Genomic DNA, 19,299 nt, shown 5'->3' with positions numbered 1-19,299 from the left:
GACTCGGCTGCTGGCTTGCCCAGTTGCGCCCGGCAACCGATAGCATCGCCGGAAAGCCGCCGTCCCCCGTTGCCAGCGCGGCATCATCCGCTACGAAGGTCATCCATGCCCGACAGCACTATCTCCGCACCCCGCGGCGGGGTCCGCATCGCCCGCGGAGCATCGCCGTGGCTCCTGCCGACCGTCGCCACCGCAGCCCTCAGCCTGGCCCGAGCCCGCAAGTCGGGCCGCTGGGCGGCCGTGGCCGTGCCCACCACCGCGCTCGCGGCGGGCATGCTGTGGTTCTTCCGTGACCCCGAGCGCGAGATCACTGACGGCCGGGTCATCTCCCCGGCCGACGGTGTGGTGCAGAGCATCATGCCGTGGAAGGACGGGCGCACGCGCGTCGCGATCTTCATGAGCCCGCTCAACGTCCACGTCAACCGCGCGCCGCTGGCGGGCACCGTGACGTCGGTCGAGCACGTGCCGGGCGGTTTCGTTCCGGCGTTCAACAAGGAGAGCGAGAACAACGAGCGCGTTGTCTGGCACTTCGACACCGAGCTCGGCGACATCGAGATGGTGCAGATCGCGGGAGCGGTCGCCCGTCGGATCGTGCCGTACGTCCCCGAGGGCACGAAGGTGGAGCAGGGCGAACGCATCGGCCTGATCCGCTTCGGCTCGCGCGTGGACATCTACCTTCCGGAAGGTATCGATGTCGCGGTCGAGGTCGGCCAGGCCACCACCGCGGGGGTGACTCGAATTGACCGTGATTGATCCTGATACACAGGCCGGCTGGGTACCGAAGGCCGACGAGGAGAGCGACGTCGACGCCGCGGAGGACATGCCGCTGTCGATGCGGCTGTCGATAGCCGACACGCTCACGCTCGGTAACGCGACGTGCGGGTTCATGGCGGTGTACTTCACCACCACGGGCATTCTGATCCCGCACCTCACGGGCAGCGACGGGACGGGCATGGCCCGGCACTCCGCCGCGACCGCGGTGATCCTCATGCTGATGGCCGCGATCTTCGACCTGTTCGACGGACTCGTGGCGCGCAAGCTGCGCTCCTCGCCGATGGGCGCCGAGCTGGACAACCTCTCGGACCTCATCAGCTTCGGGCTCGCGCCGGCCTACTTCGTGCTCGTGTACGGCATGGTCGCCGACGACGCCCATCAGCGGGTTTCGGCACTGGCGGCGATCGTCGTGTTGCTGGCGGTGGTGCTCAGGCTGGCCAGATTCTCCTGTGTGACACTGAAGGACGGCATGTTCCAGGGCATGCCGAGCCCCTTCGGAGCGCTGACGGTCGTCTCGATCGTGCTCCTGGAGCTGCCCTTCCCGCTCACGCTGCTGGCGATCATCGGGGTCGCCTGGCTCATGGTGAGCCGGGTCGAGTACCCCAAGCCGCGGGGCGTTCTCGCGGTGGCGATGCTCAGCTGGATCGTGGCCGCGATGGGCTTGCTCGCGGCGTGGGCGTTCGACGCGCCCGGCGGTCAGCTGCTGCTCCAGACGGGCTGCGCGCTCCAGGTCGTGCTCGGCGCGGTGATCCCGCTGTTCGCCACGGCGCGACGCGTGAACACGTTCCGTGACAACCGGCGCGAGGCGCGGGCGGCACAGCTGCCGTAGCGGCGGCCGGCGGACAGGCGACAACAGGGCGAGGGCCCGGATGCTCCGGCATCCGGGCCCTCGCGCGTTCCCAGGGCTACGCCTTCGAGTCGGGGAGGTACACCGGGCCTTGCCCGGGGTCCTCATCCACCGGGTGGAGCGGGGCCGCTTCCGCTACGTCGGGACGGACGGCCGGGAGGTCCGACCGGACGGCCCCGACGACGACGGGAGGCGTACGGACGGCCTTCGCCCGTACGCCTCCCGCCGGCCCGTGAGGCTCAGGAACCGGCGGTGAAGGACTCGGCCGCCGCTGCGACCTCGGCCGGCCGGACCACCTTCAGCCCGCCGGCGGCGCCGGCGTCCGGCTTCATGATGACGCTCTCGCGGGTGGACGGCGCCTTCGGGTCCGAGAAGTCGTGCGACACCCCGAACTCGCTCCCGTACCCCTTGATCGTGAGCAGCGCCTTGTCGATGCCCTCGCGGGTGAGGTCCTTGTCGTCACACGCCTTCGTCAGTGCCTCGCCGAACAGGGAGGCCGCCGTGTAGCCGGCGACGACGCCGTTGTCGAGCACGTCCTTCGGGTACTGGGCTGCGTACTCCTCGGCGAGCTTGGCGGGGCCGTCGCCCGGGTCTCCGATGGGCAGCGTGGAGGCGGCGACGTAGTAGTCCTTGAGCAGAGCGGGGCCTGCCTGGGTCTTCAGCAGCTGCGGGGCGAAGGCCGAGTTGTTGCCCACCACCGGGACGTCGAAGCCGGTGGCCGCGGCGACGCCGACGAGCGAGGCCGCCTGGCGCGGGCCCGCACTGACGATCACGGCGGTGACCCCGGCCTGCTTGAGGGCGGCGACCTGGGCCGTCATGTCGTTGTCGGTCGGCTTGATCTTCTGCTCGACGACGGTCAGCCCGGCCTCCTTCGCCGCGTGCTTCGAGCCGACGAGCGCGTTCTCGCCGTAGTCGCCCTCGAAGTACACATGACCGATCTTGTCGCCCTTCGCGACGCGCTTCTCGGCGAGGAGGTAGTCGATCAGGTTGATCGTCTCGACGTCGTACGTGGCGCCGATGACCCGGATATACGGGGAGCCCAGCAGGTTCGCCGACCATGCCTGCGGCAGCACGAGGCCCTTGTCCCGGCCGTCGATGCGCTGCTCGACGGCGGCGACGAACGGGGACCCGATGAACTGGGCGAAGCCCACCACCTTCGGTTCCAGCTCGGTGTACGCGGCGATCGCCTTCTGCGGGTCGTAGCCGTGGTCGCGGACCGTCAGTTCGATCTTCCGGTCGCAGATGCCGCCCTCGTCGTTCGTCTGCTTGACCCACAGCTGCTGCGCCTGGGTGACGCTCTTGCCGAGCGAGGCGTAGACCCCCGTCATGTCGGTCAGCACACCGAGGGAGATCGTCGAGGAGGAGACCCCCGGCCCCGTCTTCATCCCGTTCTCGGCCTGCTCGTCCGCCTTCCCGTCGGTCGCCTTGCCGCTGCACCCGACGAGGGTGACGGCGAGGGTGGCGACCACGGCCGTGAGCACTCTCAGTTTCATGACTTCTCCCCTGGATTCTTCGAAGACGCCGACCGTTTCGAAGCCGACGGCTTCTTCGAGGCCGCCGACCGCTCCGGAGCCGTCGGCTTCTTCGCGCGTGCGAGGCCCGGGCGCGCGAGGCCGCCGGGCAGGAACAGGACCACCGCGACCACCGCGGCGCCGTACAGATAGCGGGACGCCTCACCGGGCGCCAGCCCGCCCGTACCGGGGGCGGAGACCAGCGGCAGGGAGTCGCTGTAGTGCGTGAACACCTGCGGGAGCAGGGAGACGAAGGCGGCGCCGATCACGGCTCCCGCGACGCTGCCGAGCCCGCCGATGACGATCATGGCGAGATATTCGAGGGAGAGGATCATGCCGAAGTACTCGGGCACGGTCCGCTGGAAGACCAGGGCCAGCAGGACTCCCGCGAGACCCGCGTACATCGAGGACAGGACGAATACGCCGGCCCGGTACCGGGCCACCGGCACGCCCATCACCCCGGCCGCGATCCGGTGGTCGCGGATGGCGTTCATGGCCCGCCCAGGCCGGCCGCGCAGCACCCCCCGGGCGAACAGCGCACTCGCCAGGAGTGCGACCAGGCCCGCGTACCAGAGCTTCTCCGACGAACCGAACGGCACGGCGGCGACCACGACTTCGGTGTCGTCGAAGGTGAAGCCGAACAGCGACAGCGGCGGTACGGCCCGGCCGTTGTAACCGCCGGTCAGCGAGCCCGCGTTGAACAGGACGTGTTGCCCGATGAAGATCAGGGCGAGGGTCGCGATGCCGAGGTACGCGCCGCGCAGGCGGCCGGCGATGGGGCTGAACAGCCCGCCCGCCGCCCCGGCGAGAAGCACGGCGAGGATCGCTGCCAGCCAGGTCGGCAGCCCCAGCCCGGACAGTGTGTGCCCGTTCTCGGTGCTGCTCTCACCCGCCAGGACGCAGTAGCCGTACGCGCCCACCGCGAGGAAGAACGCGTGGCCCATGGACAGCTGCCCGGTGGCGCCCGTGAGCATGTTGAGCCCGATGGCGCCGATCGCCGCCGCCATCGCGAACAGTCCGGCCTGGAGCCAGAAGCGGTCCAGGTAGAAGGGGAGGACGAGGAGCAGGAGGGAGCCGATGAGGACGGCGTGGGTACGGGGCCGGCGCAGCCGGTCGGTGAAGCTCTCCGTGCCACCGCCGGCCGCGGGGGCCGCGGGGGCCCCGGGAGCGGCTTCGGCGGTGGTGCCGGAGGCGGCGGTGTCAGACACGGGCCAGCTCCTTCGTGCCGAAGAGTCCCGCGGGCCGGATGAGCAGGACCACCACCATCACCAGGTAGGGCGCCAGGTCGCCGATGCCCCGGCCGAGGAAGGAGAGGTCGCTCTGGTAGCCGGTGGCGAGCGACTCGGTGACGCCGACGATGAGCCCGCCGGCGAGCGCCCCGGTGGTGGAGTCGAGTCCGCCGAGGATCGCGGCGGGGAACGCCTTGAGTGCGGCGAGCGAGGTGGCGCGCTCCAGCCCCGGGGTCGGGAAGACGGTGAGGAAGAGCGCGGCGACGGCGGCGAGGGCTCCGGCGACCGCCCAAGCGGCGAGCGAGACCCGCCCCAGCTTGATGCCCATCAGCGCCGCCGTCTGCGGATTCTCGGCGGCGGCCCGCATCGACACACCCCATGAGGTGTAGCGGAAGGCGAGAAGGAACACCGTGATCAGCAGCCCGGCGGCGAGGAACGCGGCGATCCTGGTCTGGGCGAGGGTGATGCCGCCGATGGAGACGATCTCGTCGCCCCAGGGGTCCCCGAGGGCGAGCACGTCCGTGCCCATGCGGCGGGTGAGTTCGGTGATGAGGAGGATGTCGACGCCGATGGTGACGATGGCCAGGACGCTGTGGTCGCTGCCTCGGTAGCGGCGCATGACGAGAAACTCGATGGCTGCCCCGACGGACGCGGCCCCGGCGATCCCGACGAGCAGCGCGGGCCAGAACCCGATGTCGTCGTGGAGCACGGCGGTGACGTAGCCGCCCGCCAACAGCAGGGAGGCGTGGGCGAAGTTGACGACTTCGGTGGCTTTGAAGATGACGACGAACCCGAGCGCGATGAGCGCGTACACGGAGCCGATCGACAGGCCGCCGAGGAGGAGTTCGAGAGACGTGGTCATTGAGGTGCTCCCAAATATGCCTGGACGACGGCCGGGTCCCTCTGGACCTCGGCGGGGGTGCCCCCGGCTATCCGTCGCCCGAAGTCGAGTACGGTCACCGCGTCCGCGAGCCGCATCACCACCCCCATGTCGTGCTCGACGAGCACGATGGAGATGCCGAGGCTGTCGCGTACGTCGGCCACGACGGCGGCGGTGCGTCGGCGTTCGTCCGCCGTCATCCCGGCGATCGGCTCGTCCAGCAGCAGGACCTTCGGCTCCATGCACAGGGCGCGGCCGAGCTCGACGAGCTTCTGCTGTCCGTACGGCAGTGATCCCGCCGGTCGCTCCAACTGATTTTCCAGGCCGATGAATTCCGCGATCTCCCGGACGCGGTCGCGGTGGCGCCGCTCCTCGCGGGCGGCGGAGGGCAGTCGCAGGCCGGTGGCGACGAACCCGGAGCGGGTCAGCCGGTGGCGGCCGAGCAGGAGGCTGTCTGCGACGGTCGCGTACGGCGGCAGCGCCAGGTTCTGGAAGGTGCGCGCCACTCCGAGGTCCGCGATGGCGTGCGGCTGGAGCCCGGTGAGATCGGCGCCGCCGAGGCGGACGTGCCCGGAGGTGGCCCGGTACACGCCGGACAGGACGTTGAAGCAGGTGGACTTGCCCGCGCCGTTGGGCCCGATGACGGCGTGCACACTGCCGGGTTCGACGGTGAACGAGACGCCGTCCAGGGCGGTGAGCCCCGAGAAGCGGACGGTGACGTCCTGCACGGTGAGGGCCGCCGTGGTGCTGTGCGCCGAGGCCGTTGCGGTGGAGGTCACGCGGACCACCTGCTCAGGGTGCGCCGGGGCCGGGCGGCCGGGTCGGTGTCCGACGCTGCGTCCTCGTCGACGACGCCGAGGTAGCGGCGGCGAACCTCGTCGGAGGCGGCGAGTTCGTCGGCGGGGCCGGACAGGACCACCTCGCCGACGTCCAGTACGTACGCCGTGGAGGCGAGCCGCAGGGCGATGGCCGCGTTCTGCTCGACGAGCATGACGGAGGTGCCGCTCGCGTTGATCTCCTGCACCGTCTCGGCGATCCTCGCGGCCATCAGCGGGGCGAGGCCGAGCGAGGGCTCGTCCAGCAGCAGCAGCCGGGGCCCCGCCATCAGCGCGCGGCCCATGGCCAGCATCTGCTGCTCCCCGCCGGACAGCAGCCCGGCCCGCTGGTGCGCGCGGTCGGCGAGCACCGGGAACAGCTCGTGCACCCGGGCCAGCGCGGCGCTCGTCTCCTTGCGTCCGCCGCGCGCCCCGAGGGCGCCCGCCCGCAGGTTGTCGGCCACCGTCATCCGGGCGAAGACCTGCCGGCCCTCCGGTACCTGGACCACTCCGGCGGCCACCACCTGGGCGGGCCGCAGCCCTTCCAGGGGGCGGCCGTCGAACCGGATGGTGCCGGTGCCCGTCCCGCGGTGGAAGCCGAGGGTCCGCGACACGGCCCGCAGCAGCGTGGTCTTGCCCGCGCCGTTGCCGCCGAGTACGGCGGTGATCCCGCCGTCCGGCACCTCGACGGAGATGTCGCGCAGCGCCCGGACCGGACCGTAGCCGACGGACAACGCGCGGATCTCTAGCGTTGCCATGCGTCCTCCTCCTTCCGCCTTGTCGTCCCGTGTTCACCGTGGTGCTCAGCGGTGAGGGTGTGGCGTCGTGTGGTGCCACAGACCAGCACCGGGCGGGACGCGCGTCCACGGCACGGGGCCGACTCGATGCGGGCGACCAGTGAGCGAAGGGCCTCGTTGTGCACGCGCACAGAGGCGGTGACGGGCGGGCGCCCGCCCACGCGGCCGGTGGCATCCTCATCGGTCATCAGGAGCGCCCGGACTCGGGGACGGAGCGGCGGATGCGGCGTGGGACGCGGTACGGAGTGCTGCTCGGCCCGCTGCTCGCGGGCGGGGCCCCGCCGGACCTGGTGCGGCGCGCGGCACGCGGTCTCGGGCTGCCGGAACGGGGGGCCTACGCGGTGGTGGTGCTGGCCGGGTCCGTGCCGGAGGCCGCGGTGGCGGAGGGCCCGGACGCGGACGGGACGCGCTGGCGCTGGTGCGGTCCCGGGGACGGGGCCGGGGACGTCGCGGTGGTGCTGCTGGGTGCGGCGGGCCCGCCCGGGGCGCTGGCACGGCTCGGGAAGCACGGCGCGGGGCCGGGGGGCATGAGTCCGGTGGTGGGCTCGTTGGCGGAGCTGGGAGCGGCACGGCGGCTCGCGGGCACGGCGCTGCTGACGTGCGCGCCGGGCACGCGGGAGGTCGTACGGCTCGACGAGCGGCTGCCGACGGCCCTGCTGGTGAGCCGGCCGGAGCTGTCCGCCCGGCTCCTCGCGGAGGTGTTCGGTCCGCTGCTGGCGCTGGTCCCCGCGGAGCGGGCGGTACTGGTGGGGACGCTGGAGGCGTGGCTGGAGTGCGGGGGTTCGATGGGGCGGGCAGCGGTACGGCTGCGGTGTCACCGCAACACGGTGTTCAACCGGCTGCGACGGCTGGAGCGGCTGACCGCCCGCTCGCTGTCACGGCCGCGCGAGCTGGTCGACCTGGTGCTGGCGCTGGACGTACTGCGGCTGTCTTCCGCGCCGCCGTGAGCCGCCGCGCGCGGTGTGCGCCCGGGATTCGCAGTGAGCCATGGCCCCGCTGTGGGTCCGGAGCCCGCCGTGCGCCCAGGACCCGCCGTACGCCCAGGACCCGCTGTGGGCCCGGGGCCCGCCGTACGCCCAGGACCCGCCGTACGCCCAGGACCCGCCTGGCGACCAGCACCCGCCGTGCGCCCGGGAACGTAGCCGGGTGGCAAGGCGGGGCAGCCGGCCGGCGATAGGGGCGCGCGGAAGGGAGCCCGGCGAAAGCCGCCCCGGCTGGGAGGGGCGGAGGGAAGCGCCCGGCCAGGGAGGGGCCGGGCGGAAGGAAGGGCCCGAGGGAGCGCCCGGCGTCTGCCCGCCGGGCCCTCCCTCCGCGTGGATCGGCTCCGCCCGGCGCGGGTCAGTTCCGCAGGAAGTCCCGGGCGATCGACTCCGCCACGCGCTCCAGCAGCGGCCCGGCCTGGGCCATGGAGACGGCCGGGTCCGGTTCCAGCTCGGCCAGGGCGTAGGCGCGGCGGATGCCCGCCTTCTCCAGAGCCTCCGGGGAAAGGGCGAGCCGTCCGCAGACCGCGACGACCTCGGTCCCGGCCGCGCGGGCGGCGGCGGCGACCCCGGCCGGGGCCTTGCCGTGCAGCGTCTGCTCGTCGAGCGAGCCCTCACCCGTGATGACCAGCGTGGCACGGGCCAGCGCGGGGGCGAAGCCGAGCACGTCGAGCATGACCTCGATGCCGGGGCGGAAGCGGGCGCCGAGGGCGACGAGCGCCCCGTAGCCGATGCCGCCGGCGGCCCCCGCGCCGGGCAGGGCCGCCGCGTCGGGGCCCAGGACCGAGGCGTAGTGCGCCAGGGCCGCGTCGAGGACCGCGATGTCCTCCTCGCTCGCGCCCTTCTGCCGGCCGTACACCTCCGGGGCGCCCTTGGGCCCCGTGAGCGGGTTGTCCACGTCGCTGGCCAGGACCAGATCGACGTCCGCCAGGCGCGGGTCGAGCCCGGAGAGGTCGGCTACGGCCAGCTCCGCGAGCGGACCCCCGCCGGGACCGACGGGCTTGCCGCCGGCGTCCAGGAAACGAGCTCCGAGGGCGGCGAGCATGCCCGCGCCGCCGTCCGTGGTGGCGCTGCCGCCGACCCCGAACACGATCGTCGTCGCCCCCGCCTCCAGGGCTGCCGTCAGGAGTTCGCCCGAACCGTACGTGGTGGCCGTGAGCGGGGCGAACACCCCCTCGGTCAGGTGCTGGAGGCCCGAAGCCTCGGCCATCTCCACCACGGCGGTGGACCCGTGCAGCGCGTACGCCGCCGTCACCGGGTCCCCGAGCGGGCCGGTCACCCGCGCCTCGCGGCGTTCGAACCCGGCGGCCACCGCCGCCGCGACCGTGCCGTCGCCGCCGTCCGCGACCGGCAGGGCCTCCACCCGCACGCCGGGGACGACGCGCCGCAGCCCGGCCGTCACCCGCTCCGCGACCTGTACGGCCGTGAGCGAGCCCTTGAACTTGTCCGCCGCGACGAGCACGCGGGCGGTCTCCACATCTGCTCCGTCCGTCACCTTGCATCCCTTGCTTTCGAACAGGCAGTCGCGCCGCCCCGACCTTATCCGCACGGACCCTGATCTGCCCATGGCCGTCCACGGCCGGACGACCTCGGCCAGGACCGGGACGACCCGCCCGGGGACGGCCGTTCCCACTACGCTGTCGGCCGTGACGACTCCCGATGCCGACTACACCGCCTACATCGCCGGGCTCCCCCGGGTCCTGTCCGGCGCCGCCTCGCTCTTCCGTGACGTCGAGGGGCGGCTCCTGCTCGTCGAGCCGAACTACCGCGAGGGCTGGGCGCTGCCCGGCGGGACCGTCGAGTCGGAGACGGGTGAGGGCCCCCGGCAGGCCGCGCGACGCGAGACGGCGGAGGAGATCGGCCTCGACCTGGCGCCGGGGCGGCTGCTCGCCGTGGACTGGGTGCGGGGCGCCGGCCGCCCGCCGATCGTGGCGTACCTGTACGACGGCGGGGTGCTCACCGCGGACCAGCTGGCGGCGATCCGGCTCCAGGAGGAGGAGCTGCTCTCTTGGAGGCTGGTGGCGCCCGCCGATCTGGACGGCTTTCTGCTCGGCTCGCTCGGCGGCCGGGTGCGGTCCGCGCTGGCGGTCCTGACGTCCGGCGGCGGGACCGTGGAGCTGGAGGACGGCGAGCCGGTCGCCTAAGGGCGACCGGACCTGCCCGGGCCCGGCCCGTACGGGCGATCAGTCGTGCTCGGCCCGGTCCCGTGCCCGGCGATCAGCCCTGCTGTGCCTCCGGCTTGACCTCCACGTCGCGCACCGTCCCCTCGCGGTCGGCGACGAGGGCCTCCGTGCGGTGGCCGCGTGCGATGTAGTCGCGCACCACGAGTTCGACGGCGTCCTGGGGGCTCCCCACCCCCGCGAGCACCATGACTTCGACGATGAGTTCGGCATCCAGACTGACGGTCACCTTGGCCATGCGCGGACCCTACACCGGGGTACCACGCTCGCGTGGCGTGTTTCCGGCCTCTCCGCTCCGCGCGGTCTCAGCCGTCCAGACCCGCCCGGACCCGCCGCGAGGGCTGGAAGACGTACAGGTCGAGGATGTCAGGGGCGTCGGCGAGCCCCGGGCCCCCCGCCGCCGCCCAGGTCACGATGTCCTGTTCGGCGTGCTGGTCGTTGACGAGGCCCAGCCAGACCGGCCGGCCCCCGGCGCCGCGGCCCTCGGAGGAGGGCTGCACGACGATCACGTTGCCCTGCTCGCAGGCGTCCAGGCACTCGACCGCCCTTACGGTGGCGACCCCGTCGAGACCGGAGCGGAGCCGCGACAGCTGGGCCGCGTGGTCGACGCCCGGAATCTTCCCGGTGCCGCAGCAGCAGCCCCGGCAGACGCTGACGGTGGGCCGGGCGGCGCCCTGGGCGGGCGCGTTCTTGCGGGGGCGGCGGCTCATGGGGGCACTTCCCGTCGCGGCGGTGTGGAGGGACCACCTGCGGTCCGGGTGATCACCACGACTCTACCGAGGCGCACACGGTCCGAACACCCGTCCCCCGAACCGGCCGGGTGGGGTAGTGTTGACGGCTGCGAAGGGGAGTAGCCCCGCAAACCGGTCGTCGACATACTGGAGCCCCCGGGTTCCCGGTGGCCGGGCTCGTGGGTCCTGCGAGGGATTCCACGGGCGGGCGAGACCTTCGGTCCTGTATGACACGCCCACGCCCTGTGGGCGGTGCCGTCATGCCGGGCCGAGTGGTCCTCCGAAAAGCCCGAGCGGCGCTTCGCGAAGATCCGGGGCCCGGCTCGCACAGAAAGCCACCCGGAATGCACCTCGACCCTCTGGCGATCATCACCGCCTTCGGGCTGATCTTCCTCGCGGAGCTCCCCGACAAGACGATGTTCGCGTCGCTGGCCATGGGCACACGGATGCGCCCGCTCTATGTCTGGTTCGGCACCTCGTCCGCGTTCGTCGTGCACGTCGCCATCGCCGTCGGCGCGGGCAGCCTCATCGGACTGCTGCCCGAGTGGATCGTCAAGCTCGTCTCGGCCTCGCTCTTCGCGCTCGGCGCGTTCCTCCTGCTGCGCGGCAGCGGCGGGGACGACGACGAGGGCGCCGAGGTGAAGACGGTGACCGGGTTCTGGCCGGTCTACTCGACCGCCTTCATGGCGGTGTTCATCAGCGAGTGGGGCGACCTGACGCAGATCACCACCGCCAACCTCGCGGCGAGCAACGGCACCTGGTCCACGGCGGTCGGCTCGGCCGCGGCCCTGATGTCCGTCTCGGCCCTCGCCCTGCTGGCGGGCCGCTTCATCGCCAAGCGCGTACCGCTGAAGACCGTGCAGCGCATCGGTGGTATCTGCATGCTCGGTCTCGCGGTCTGGACGGCCGTGGAGATCTTCACCGGCTGAGGAGCGCGGAGCCGGGGGCCAGCCGGGCTTCGGTACGCCCCCGGGCCGCTCTCAGAACAGCGCCTGCACCGCGTCCTCCGGCTCGCCGCGCTCGAAGGCGAGGAGCCGCCGCTTGCGGTCCAGGCCGCCGCCGTAGCCGGTGAGGCTCCCGGAGGCCCCGATCACCCGGTGGCACGGCACGATGATCCCGACGGGGTTCTTGCCGTTGGCCAGGCCGACCGCCCGCGAGGCGCCCGGCTTGCCGAGCTCCTCGGCCAGTTCGCCGTACGTACGGGTCTCTCCGTACGGGATCTTCAGCAGCTCCGCCCACACGCTCCGCTGGAACGGAGTGCCCGCCAGCCTCAGCGGAAGGCCGAAGGTGCTGCGGTCTCCCGCGAAGTACTCCCCGAGCTGCCGGACCACCTCGCCGAAGGGCTCCGGGTCCGGGACGCCGAAGGTCTCCTGGGGCGGGCGGTGGCGCTGGTCGGTCATGTAGAGGGCGGAGAGGACGCCGTCGGTGGCGACGAGCGTCAGCGGGCCGTAGGGGCTGTCGAGGACCGTGTGCTGGGTGGTCACCGAAGCGGTGGTCGCGGTCATGGGGGCGGTGTCCTTGTCTGCGTCAGGCCGGCAGGTGGTTGATGGGGTGGTCGTCCACCGTCCAGAGGTACTGCACGGCGTACGCCCGCCAGGGGCGCCAGTCGGCGGCCCGTGCGGTGAGGGCGGCGGGCGTGGCCGGCAGGCCGAGCCGTTCTGCCGCCCGGCGGATGCCGAGGTCGGTGGGGAGGAAGGCGTCGGGGTCGCCGAGGGCCCGCATGGCGATGGACTCGACCGTCCAGGGGCCGAAGCCGGGCAGCGCGTCCAGTTCGGCGCGGGCCTGCTCCCAGTCGGTGTCGGTGTCGAGCCGCAGCCGGTCCTCCGCCAGGGCGGCGACGAGCGTGGTGAGCGTGGTGCGGCGGCTGCGCGGCAGCGCGAGCGCCTCCGGGTCGAGACCGGCCAGCGCCCCGGCGGTCGGGAAGAGGTGGGTGAGGCCGCCCTCGGGGTCGTCGACCGGGATGCCGTGGGCGGTGACCAGCCGGGCCGCGTGGGTGCGGGCGGCGGCGGTGGAGACCTGCTGGCCGAGCACCGCGCGTACGGCGAACTCCGCCCCGTCCACCGTGCGGGGCACCCGGCGGCCGGGTCCCGCGTCGACCAGCGGGGCGAGCAGCGGGTCGGTGCGCAGTCGCGCGTCGACGGCCACCGGGTCCGCGTCCAGGTCGAGGAGCCAGCGGCAGCGGCTGATGGCCCCGGTGAGGTCGCGGGGGTCGGTGAGGGAGAGCCGGCAGGCGATGTGGTCGGACGCCGGGCTCAGGGCGACGACGCCGTGCCCGTACGGGAGGGCGAGGGTGCGCCGGTACGCGCCGTCCCGCCACTCCTCGACGCCGGGGACGGCGGTCGCGGCGAGGTGGCCGAAGAGGTTGCTGGGGTTGAGCGGGGCCCGGTACGGGAGGCGGAGCGCGATGACACCCGGTACGGCGGCGGGCCGGGGGGCCCGGGCGGCTCGGGTGCGCAGGTCGCCGGGGGCGAGGCCGAAGACCTCGCGGACCGTCTCGTTGAAGGTGCGGATCGAGGAGAAGCCGGCGGCGAACGCCACCTGGGCCATGGGCAGTGCGGTCGTCTCGATGAGGAGGCGGGCGGTCTGCGCCCGCTGGGCGCGGGCCAGGGCCAGCGGTCCGGCGCCCAGCTCGGCCAGCAGCTGGCGTTCGATCTGCCGCGCGGAGTAGCCGAGCCGGGAGGCGAGTCCCGGCACGCCCTCGCGGTCGACGACCCCGTCCCGGATCAGCCGCATGGCGCGGGCGACCGAGTCGGCGCGCGCGTTCCACTCCGGGGAGCCGGGGCTGGTGTCGGGGCGGCACCGCTTGCAGGCCCGGAACCCCGCCTGCTGGCAGGCGGCTGCGCTCGGGTAGAAGGTCATGTTGCGGACCTTGGGCGGCACGACGGGGCAGCTGGGGCGGCAGTAGATCCGGGTGGTGAGGACCGCGGTGAAGAACCACCCGTCGAAGCGGGCGTCCTTCGACTGGACGGCCCGCACGCAGCGCTCGGTGTCGGTGTGCATGGTTCCAGGGTGGGGCACCGGTCAGGCGCTTGGCTGGCGGAATTCCGACAGAGACCTCACGCGAGATTCCGACAGCTGTGCGACCCCGGGGGCGGACGCCGGGCCGGGGCCCGGCCGCGCGCTGATCAGGAGGCCCGCAGCCGTCGCCATACGGCCTTGGCGGCGTGGTGGCCGGACATGCCGTGCACGCCGGGTCCGGGCGGGGTGGCGGAGGAGCAGAGGAAGACCGCCGGGTGCGCGGTCGCGTACGGGACGCGGGCGAGCTTGGGGCGGATCAGGGTCTGGAGGCCGGAGAAGGCTCCGCAGGCGATGTCACCGCCGACGTAGTTGGCGTTGCGCCGGGCGAGCCGGGGCGGGCCGGAGAGGGCGCGGGCCAGGACCAGGTCGCGGAAACCGGGGGCGAAGCGCTCCAGTTGGCGTTCGATGACGTCGGTGGCGTCGCCCTCCCAGCCGGCCGGGACGTGCCCGTACACCCAGAAGACGTGGCGTCCTTCGGGGGCCCGGGAGGGGTCGAGGAGGCTCGGCTGGGCGGTGATGAGGAAGGGGATGTCGGGGTCGCGGCCCTCCACGGCGGCCTTCAGCGCGGTGTCGATGGTCCCGGCGTCGGGGCCGATGTGGACGGTCCCGGCGCGGCGGGCGCTCTCGGCGGTCCAGGGGACGGGGCCCGACAGCGCGTAATCGATCTTGAAGGCGGAGGCGCCGTAGCGGTAGCGGTGGTACGCGGAGCCGAGGCCCGCGATCCGGGCGAGCGCGGAGGGAGAGGTGTCGAAGATGTAGGCGCGGGCGGGCGGGAGCTCGTCCAGCCGCCTGACCTCGCTGCCGGTGCGGACCGTGCCCCCCTGTTCGCGGAGGTGGGAGGCGAGGGCGTCGGCGATGGCCTGGGAGCCGCCGCGCGGCACCGGCCAGCCGTTCTCGTGGGCGGCGAGCGCGAAGACGAGGGCGATCGCCGAGGTGGCGAACCCGCTGGTGGGCGCGATGGCGTGGGCGGCGAGTCCGGCGAAGAGGCCGCGGGCCTTCTCGCCGTCGAAGCGGCGGGAGACCCAGGTGGCGGGCTGGAGGCCGAGCAGGCCGAAGCGGGCCAGCCGGTACGGGTCGCGGGGCAGGCCGTCCCAGGGGGTGCGCAGGAAGTCGGCGGCCAGGGCGTCCCAGCGGCCGAGGAAGGGGGCGAGGAGGCGGCGGTAGGCTCCCGCGTCCCGGGGCCCCAGCGACATGGCGCTCTCGCCGACGGACCGGGTGAGCACGGCGGCGGTGCCGTCCGGGAACGGGTGGGCGAGCTCCACCTCGGGGCGCAGCCATTCCAGGCCGTGCCGGGCCAGGGGCATCGACCGGAACGCGGGCGAGCCGATCCCGAGGGGGTGCACGGCGGAGCAGGGGTCGTGCCGGAACCCCGGGAGCGTCAGCTCCTCGGTACGGGCCCCTCCTCCGACGGTCTCGTGCGCCTCGTGGATTTCCACGGCGAAGCCCCTGCGGGCCAGTTCGGCGGCGGCGGTCAGCCCGTTGGGCCCGGCCCCCACGACGACCGCGTCGAGCATCGAGGTCACCTGGGGACTCCTTCGTCGGCCTGCGGGCGGAAGCTCCAGGGTATTCGGGCCCGTCGTCCGTGGGGACGCGCGGGTGTGCCGGGGGCCGTTCGGGCGGGTCAGCCGCCCGCCCGCAGGGCGGTCAGGACGCGCTGGACCGTGGCGTCGTCGCGGGCCGCGGTGAACGGCAGGTCGTTTCCGCCCGCGATGCGGAACGGGGCGCCCGAGAGGGTCGCCTGCGCGCCGCCCGCCTCGGTGACCAGGAGGAGCCCGGCCGCGTGGTCCCAGGCGAACTCCCAGTTGAACGCGACGGCGTCCTGGTCGCCACGCGCCACGGCCAGGTACTCCAGGCCCGCCGAACCGCACGGGCGCGCCCGGATGCCTTCGGCGCGCAGGCCGAGCAGGGCCCGCTTCTGGGCGTCGGTGGTGTAGTCGGGGTGCGACATCGCCACGTTCAGCACGGCGCCGGGTGCGGGTGTCCCGGAGCGTATCGGGGCGCCGTTCAGCGTGGCGCCCCGGCCTTTGACCGCGACGGCCATCTCGCCCAGGACGGGTGCGTACGTCCAGGAGGCGTGGACCTCGCCGTGCTGGGCGAGGGCGACCAGGGTGCAGAATCCGGCCTCGCCCCGGACGAACTGGCGGGTGCCGTCGACCGGGTCGACGATCCATACCGGTGCGTCGCCGCCGAGGGCGTCGTAGACCGCGGGATCGGCGTGCACGGACTCCTCGCCGACGACGACCGAGCCGGGCAGCAGCTTGGTGAGGGCGGCGGTGAGGTGTTCCTCGGCCAGCCGGTCGGCGGCGGTGACCAGGTCGTGCGGTCCGCTCTTCTCGATGATCTCGTGGGCGGCGAGCTTCCGGTGGCGGGGCATGATCTCGGCCGCGGCGGCGGCGCGCACAGCGGCCTCGACCTCGGCCGGCGGTCCGGTGTGCCCGGCTGTCCCGTACAGGAAGTCATCGATCATGGCTCCAGCTAAGCACGGAGGAGCCGGCCCCCCGCCCCCGGGTGAGCGGGCAGGCACCGCGGCGCGGCCGGATGCCGGACGGTGTCCGCGCGGGCGGGGCCGCGCCGTGCCCGAAGCCGTCGGGACGGTTCGGTCCGGTCGTCGGGGGCAGGTGCTCCGCCGGACGGCCGATCGTCACCGCCTCGTCGGAAGCCTCTTTCCGGTACACGTGGGCGGGACGCGGCTCCTGGCCGGACCGGGCCTACCGTCGGCCTGGTCAGTCACCCCGACCAACGGAGATGTACGACATGGCAAAGATCCTTTTCGTGGTGTCCGGCGCGGACCACTGGACCCTCGCGGACGGCTCGTCCCACCCCACGGGCTTCTGGGCGGAGGAGGCGGTGGCTCCGCACCGGGCGTTCACCGACGCCGGGCACGAGGTGGTCGTCGCCACTCCCGGCGGCGTCGTCCCGACCGTGGACCGCGGCAGCCTGGCGCCCGACGCGAACGGCGGCCAGGAGGGCGCCGACCGGGTGGCGGCGGGGCTGGAGGCGTTCGAGGAGCTGCGGAGCCCGGTAGCGCTGGAGGACGTGGACCTGGACGCGTACGACGCCGTCTTCTACCCCGGCGGCCACGGTCCGATGGAGGACCTCGCGGTGGACCCCGTCTCCGGGCGGCTGCTCACCCGGGCGCTGGCCTCGGGCAAACCGCTCGGCGTGGTCTGCCACGGCCCGGCGGCGCTGCTGGCCGCGACCGGCTCCGACGGCTCGAACCCGTTCGCCGGGTACCGGCTGACCGGGTTCACCAACGCCGAGGAGACCCAGGCGGGCTTGGCGGACCGGGCGAAGTGGCTGCTCCAGGACCGGCTGGTGGAGCTGGGCGCGGATTTCCAGGAGGGCGAGCCCTGGGCTCCGTTCGTCATCACCGACCGGAACCTGATCACCGGTCAGAACCCGGCTTCCTCCGCCCCGTTGGCCGACGAAATGCTCGACCGGCTCGGCTGACCGGCCGATCGGCGGCTCGTCGGCCGGCCCCGCGGGCGTCTCAGGCCCAGTCCCGCCGTGCGGGCGGCTCGCAGAGCTCCAGCACGACCGCGCCCGTCTCCGGCCCGTCCCCGGGGACGGGCCGGACGCGCGCGCCGACCGTCACCAGGTGCGGCGCCGCCCCCACGATCTGACAGCGGAAGACGAATCCTTCGGAGAACCGCACCAGGGACTCGTTGCGCGCCGCCTCGGTGTAGCGGTGGACCACGGCGGTCCGGACGACCACGCCGTGGCCGGTGGTGCGTTCGGGCTCCAGTTCGCTCGACGCGCACACCGGGCACAGCAGCCGCCGGAAGGATGCGGTGCCGCACCAGCGGCAGCGGTGGTAGGAGAGGCCGCACTCCTCGTGCGCCTTCTGGACGGTGCCCATTCCTGTCTGGGACACGGCTCGACCCCCTGCGCTCGACTCGGACGCGCCGCACCTGCACTGCCGGCGCGTCCGCACCATATGGCACTGAGTGCCGGACAGTAAAGGCACTGAGTGCCCATTGGTACTCAGCTCTCGCCGACGGCGGCCTCGATCTGCCGCACGACGCGCCACATCGGGGTGCCCTTCTGCGCCACCATCACGATCACCTCTCCCTCGTCGGAGACGGCGGCGCCCGAGGCATCCGCGCCGGCCGGGAGGCCGTCCTCCCGGCCGGGCGACTGCGCGTCCGCCCTCCCGGCCGACCGGCCCCACACCTCGCGCACCAGGGCGAGCGCGTGATCGACCGCCGCCTCGGGGTCGCCCGCCCCACCCGACCGCAGCCACAGCCTCAGCCCGTTGTTGTGCGCGGCGACCACGGAGGCCGCGATCACCTCGGCCCGCAGCTCCCCGTCGCCGCCCTCGCCGAAGCGGCCCCGCAGATGGGCGGCGAGGGTCTGTTCGTAGCGGCGCACCACGGACAGTTCGTACGTCCGCAGTCCCGGAACTTCCCGGGTGAGGCGGTAGCGCTGCACGGAGAACTCGGGGTTGGCCGCGTACATCCGCAGCACGATGCGCGCGGCGTCGCACACCGCGCCGACCGGGTCGGCGTCGTCGACCTCGGCCAGGAACCCGGTCATGTCGGCGAGGCAGCGCTCGTGGTCCGGGAAGACCGCGTCCTCCTTGGACGGGAAGTAGCGGAAGAACGAACGCCGGCCCACGCCGGCCCGCGCCACGATGTCGTCCACGGTCGTCCGCTCGAAGCCCCGCTCCAGGAAGAGCTGGAAGGCCGCCTGCGCGAGCACCTCCCGCATGGGCGCCTTCTTCTCGGGTCCTCGTGCCTCGCTCATGCGGCGAAACGTAGCACCGGAAGCCCGCTTTTGGCACTGCGTACCTTTACAGAGGGTACTGAGTGCCATAACCTTTCCCTTACTACGAATGACACCCAGGTGGAACCACACCACACCCAGGTAGGCAGGAGAGCCGGCGTGAGCTTGAGGATCGTTGTCTGTGTGAAGTACGTGCCCGACGCGACCGGTGACCGGCGGTTCGCCGATGACCTGACGCTGGATCGTGAGGATGTCGACGGTCTGTTGTCGGAGCTGGACGAGTACGCGGTCGAGCAGGCGTTGCGGATCGCTGAGGGGGCGGACGATGCGGAGGTCACCGTGGTGACGGTGGGTCCGGAGGATGCCAAGGACGCGTTGCGCAAGGCGTTGTCGATGGGTGCGGACAGGGCGGTGCACGTCGAGGACGATGATCTGCACGGCAGTGATGTGATGGGGACGTCGCTGGTGCTGGCGAAGGCTGTGGAGAAGGCCGGGTATGACCTGGTGGTCTGCGGGATGGCGTCGACGGACGGTGTGATGGGTGTGCTGCCGGCGCTGCTGGCGGAGCGGTTGGGTGTGCCGCAGGTGACGCTGCTGTCGGAGGTCGCGGTGGACGGGGGTGTGGTGACCGGTCGTCGTGACGGTGACACGGCTTCGGAGGAGCTTCGGGCTTCGCTTCCGGCGGTGGTGTCGGTGACCGACCAGTCCGGTGAGGCCCGTTATCCGTCGTTCAAGGGGATCATGGCGGCGAAGAAGAAGCCGGTCGAGTCGCTGGATCTGGATGATCTGGGTCTGGACGCGGGCGAGGTGGG

The 19,299-nt window shown here is 73.2% G+C and carries 21 protein-coding genes; 7 read left to right on the top strand and 14 right to left on the bottom strand.

The features are described 5' to 3' along the window. Positions 1-105 precede the first annotated feature (105 nt). Both ACIQMU_RS07585 and pssA read left to right on the top strand, forming a co-directional pair. Positions 106-753, top strand: coding sequence for a phosphatidylserine decarboxylase (locus ACIQMU_RS07585; RefSeq protein ID WP_352238978.1), 648 nt, complete (start codon positions 106-108; stop codon positions 751-753). Continuing rightward, positions 740-1,603, top strand: a complete 864-nt coding sequence (pssA, locus tag ACIQMU_RS07580) for a CDP-diacylglycerol--serine O-phosphatidyltransferase (RefSeq protein WP_352238979.1) — start codon at positions 740-742, stop codon at positions 1,601-1,603. Before ACIQMU_RS07585 ends, pssA begins: the two co-directional genes overlap by 14 nt. 257 nt (positions 1,604-1,860) lie before the next feature. On the opposite strand, the gene ACIQMU_RS07575 is transcribed toward pssA, so the two are convergent. Genes ACIQMU_RS07575 through ACIQMU_RS07555 form a run of 5 tightly spaced genes read right to left on the bottom strand, consistent with a single transcriptional unit; the run spans position 1,861 to position 6,814 of the window. Next, a complete protein-coding gene (locus tag ACIQMU_RS07575) occupies positions 1,861-3,114 on the bottom strand; it encodes an ABC transporter substrate-binding protein (RefSeq protein ID WP_352238980.1) in 1,254 nt (417 codons plus the stop codon). After that, positions 3,111-4,340 carry a branched-chain amino acid ABC transporter permease gene (locus ACIQMU_RS07570; protein ID WP_352238981.1) on the bottom strand — a complete coding sequence of 410 codons (1,230 nt, stop codon included), beginning with the start codon at positions 4,338-4,340 and terminating at the stop codon, positions 3,111-3,113. Before ACIQMU_RS07570 ends, ACIQMU_RS07575 begins: the two co-directional genes overlap by 4 nt. Continuing rightward, positions 4,333-5,223: a branched-chain amino acid ABC transporter permease gene (locus tag ACIQMU_RS07565; protein ID WP_352238982.1), complete on the bottom strand. Its 891-nt coding sequence runs from the start codon at positions 5,221-5,223 to the stop codon at positions 4,333-4,335. Before ACIQMU_RS07565 ends, ACIQMU_RS07570 begins: the two co-directional genes overlap by 8 nt. Next, on the bottom strand, positions 5,220-6,029 hold the full coding sequence (locus ACIQMU_RS07560; RefSeq protein WP_402688429.1) for an ABC transporter ATP-binding protein: 810 nt from the start codon (positions 6,027-6,029) through the stop codon (positions 5,220-5,222). Before ACIQMU_RS07560 ends, ACIQMU_RS07565 begins: the two co-directional genes overlap by 4 nt. Next, on the bottom strand, positions 6,017-6,814 hold the full coding sequence (locus ACIQMU_RS07555) for an ABC transporter ATP-binding protein (protein ID WP_352238984.1): 798 nt from the start codon (positions 6,812-6,814) through the stop codon (positions 6,017-6,019). Before ACIQMU_RS07555 ends, ACIQMU_RS07560 begins: the two co-directional genes overlap by 13 nt. A gap of 260 nt (positions 6,815-7,074) precedes the next feature. Between ACIQMU_RS07555 and ACIQMU_RS07550 the strand changes: the two genes are divergently transcribed. Continuing rightward, entirely contained in the window at positions 7,075-7,800 is a 726-nt protein-coding gene (locus ACIQMU_RS07550; protein ID WP_402688577.1) for a PucR family transcriptional regulator, read from the top strand. A gap of 391 nt (positions 7,801-8,191) precedes the next feature. On the opposite strand, the gene ACIQMU_RS07545 is transcribed toward ACIQMU_RS07550, so the two are convergent. Continuing rightward, entirely contained in the window at positions 8,192-9,310 is a 1,119-nt protein-coding gene (locus ACIQMU_RS07545; protein ID WP_402688576.1) for a glycerate kinase, read from the bottom strand. 169 nt (positions 9,311-9,479) lie between these two features. Here ACIQMU_RS07545 and ACIQMU_RS07540 point away from each other — a divergent pair, with 169 nt between their 5' ends. Then, on the top strand, positions 9,480-9,977 hold the full coding sequence (locus ACIQMU_RS07540; protein ID WP_352238985.1) for an NUDIX hydrolase: 498 nt from the start codon (positions 9,480-9,482) through the stop codon (positions 9,975-9,977). A 73-nt stretch (positions 9,978-10,050) separates the two neighbouring features. Here the strand turns inward: ACIQMU_RS07540 and ACIQMU_RS07535 are convergent, their stop codons facing one another. Together ACIQMU_RS07535 and ACIQMU_RS07530 are read right to left on the bottom strand one after the other, a co-directional pair. After that, entirely contained in the window at positions 10,051-10,251 is a 201-nt protein-coding gene (locus ACIQMU_RS07535) for a type II toxin-antitoxin system VapB family antitoxin (protein ID WP_352238986.1), read from the bottom strand. A 67-nt stretch (positions 10,252-10,318) separates the two neighbouring features. Then, a complete protein-coding gene (locus tag ACIQMU_RS07530; RefSeq protein ID WP_352238987.1) occupies positions 10,319-10,723 on the bottom strand; it encodes a (2Fe-2S) ferredoxin domain-containing protein in 405 nt (134 codons plus the stop codon). A 365-nt stretch (positions 10,724-11,088) separates the two neighbouring features. Between ACIQMU_RS07530 and ACIQMU_RS07525 the strand changes: the two genes are divergently transcribed. After that, positions 11,089-11,673 (top strand): TMEM165/GDT1 family protein, encoded by a 585-nt coding sequence (locus ACIQMU_RS07525; RefSeq protein WP_352238988.1) that lies wholly within the window; start codon positions 11,089-11,091, stop codon positions 11,671-11,673. A 51-nt stretch (positions 11,674-11,724) separates the two neighbouring features. Here the strand turns inward: ACIQMU_RS07525 and ACIQMU_RS07520 are convergent, their stop codons facing one another. The 4 genes from ACIQMU_RS07520 to ACIQMU_RS07505 all read right to left on the bottom strand — a co-directional run bounded on the left by ACIQMU_RS07520 (position 11,725) and on the right by ACIQMU_RS07505 (position 16,229). Then, on the bottom strand, positions 11,725-12,249 hold the full coding sequence (locus ACIQMU_RS07520) for a methylated-DNA--[protein]-cysteine S-methyltransferase (protein WP_402688428.1): 525 nt from the start codon (positions 12,247-12,249) through the stop codon (positions 11,725-11,727). A 22-nt stretch (positions 12,250-12,271) separates the two neighbouring features. Continuing rightward, the gene (locus ACIQMU_RS07515) at positions 12,272-13,744 is read right to left on the bottom strand and encodes an AlkA N-terminal domain-containing protein (protein ID WP_352238990.1); all 1,473 of its coding nucleotides are present in this window, start codon (positions 13,742-13,744) and stop codon (positions 12,272-12,274) included. Positions 13,745-13,869: 125 nt separating this feature from the next. After that, on the bottom strand, positions 13,870-15,285 hold the full coding sequence (locus ACIQMU_RS07510; RefSeq protein ID WP_402688427.1) for a phytoene desaturase family protein: 1,416 nt from the start codon (positions 15,283-15,285) through the stop codon (positions 13,870-13,872). A gap of 98 nt (positions 15,286-15,383) precedes the next feature. Beyond that, positions 15,384-16,229: an inositol monophosphatase family protein gene (locus tag ACIQMU_RS07505; RefSeq protein ID WP_352238992.1), complete on the bottom strand. Its 846-nt coding sequence runs from the start codon at positions 16,227-16,229 to the stop codon at positions 15,384-15,386. A gap of 287 nt (positions 16,230-16,516) precedes the next feature. On the opposite strand from ACIQMU_RS07505, the gene ACIQMU_RS07500 reads away from it, so the two are divergent. Next, the gene (locus ACIQMU_RS07500) at positions 16,517-17,212 is read left to right on the top strand and encodes a type 1 glutamine amidotransferase domain-containing protein (protein WP_352238993.1); all 696 of its coding nucleotides are present in this window, start codon (positions 16,517-16,519) and stop codon (positions 17,210-17,212) included. Positions 17,213-17,252: 40 nt separating this feature from the next. Here the strand turns inward: ACIQMU_RS07500 and ACIQMU_RS07495 are convergent, their stop codons facing one another. Together ACIQMU_RS07495 and ACIQMU_RS07490 are read right to left on the bottom strand one after the other, a co-directional pair. Continuing rightward, complete coding sequence (locus tag ACIQMU_RS07495) at positions 17,253-17,621, bottom strand: hypothetical protein (protein WP_352239020.1); 369 nt, start codon at positions 17,619-17,621, stop codon at positions 17,253-17,255. A gap of 125 nt (positions 17,622-17,746) precedes the next feature. Further along, the gene (locus ACIQMU_RS07490) at positions 17,747-18,472 is read right to left on the bottom strand and encodes a TetR family transcriptional regulator (protein ID WP_352239021.1); all 726 of its coding nucleotides are present in this window, start codon (positions 18,470-18,472) and stop codon (positions 17,747-17,749) included. Between the two features lie 174 nt (positions 18,473-18,646). On the opposite strand from ACIQMU_RS07490, the gene ACIQMU_RS07485 reads away from it, so the two are divergent. Continuing rightward, positions 18,647-19,299, top strand: a 653-nt coding sequence (locus ACIQMU_RS07485) for an electron transfer flavoprotein subunit beta/FixA family protein (protein ID WP_402688426.1), incomplete at its 3' end; no start/stop codon positions are given.

The sequence above is a fragment of the Streptomyces sp. NPDC091649 genome (genome assembly GCF_044756785.1).
GTDB lineage: Bacteria > Actinomycetota > Actinomycetes > Streptomycetales > Streptomycetaceae > Streptomyces.
This window is presented reverse-complemented; position numbering and strand designations above follow the sequence as displayed.